The 451-nt window shown below is 73.2% G+C and carries 1 pseudogene; it reads right to left on the reverse strand.

The window, feature by feature from the left end:
* Positions 1-317, reverse strand: a pseudogene (locus tag HCK04_RS41760) (hypothetical protein); the annotation flags it as partial.
* Positions 318-451: the final 134 nt, after the last annotated feature.

Genomic DNA, 451 nt, shown 5'->3' on the forward strand with positions numbered 1-451 from the left:
TGAGGCTCCCGGCACCCGCGCCCACCCTCCGACTCCGGCTCCGGTGCGGCGCTCTGGCCGTGCCCACGCTCCGGCTCCAGCGTGGTGACCCGGTCACGCTCGCGCTCGTGCTCCGACTCGGGCCCGGTGTTCAGCCTCCGCTGGTGCTCTGGCTCTGGTTCGGGTGCGGCGCTGTTGTCGTGCCCGCGTCCGTGCTCTGGTTCGGAGGCGGTGCTCCGGTCGTGCTCGTACGCGGGCGTGGGTTCGGTGCTCGGCCTCTGCCCGGTCTCCGGTTGTGGTGCGGTGCTCTGGGCGTGTCTACGCTCCGGCTCCGGCACGACCCTCCGCCCGTGCCCATCTTCCGGCTCGGGTCGGTTGCCCGAGCTCCGCTCGTAGTCGCGCTCGCGCTTCTGCTTCGGCTCGGGTCGGGAGCCCCGCCTGGGCTCGTGCTTCGGCTCGCCTGTGGGGGTAT

This window comes from Microbispora sp. CL1-1 (genome assembly GCF_012034195.1).
Taxonomy (GTDB): Bacteria; Actinomycetota; Actinomycetes; order Streptosporangiales; family Streptosporangiaceae; genus Microbispora.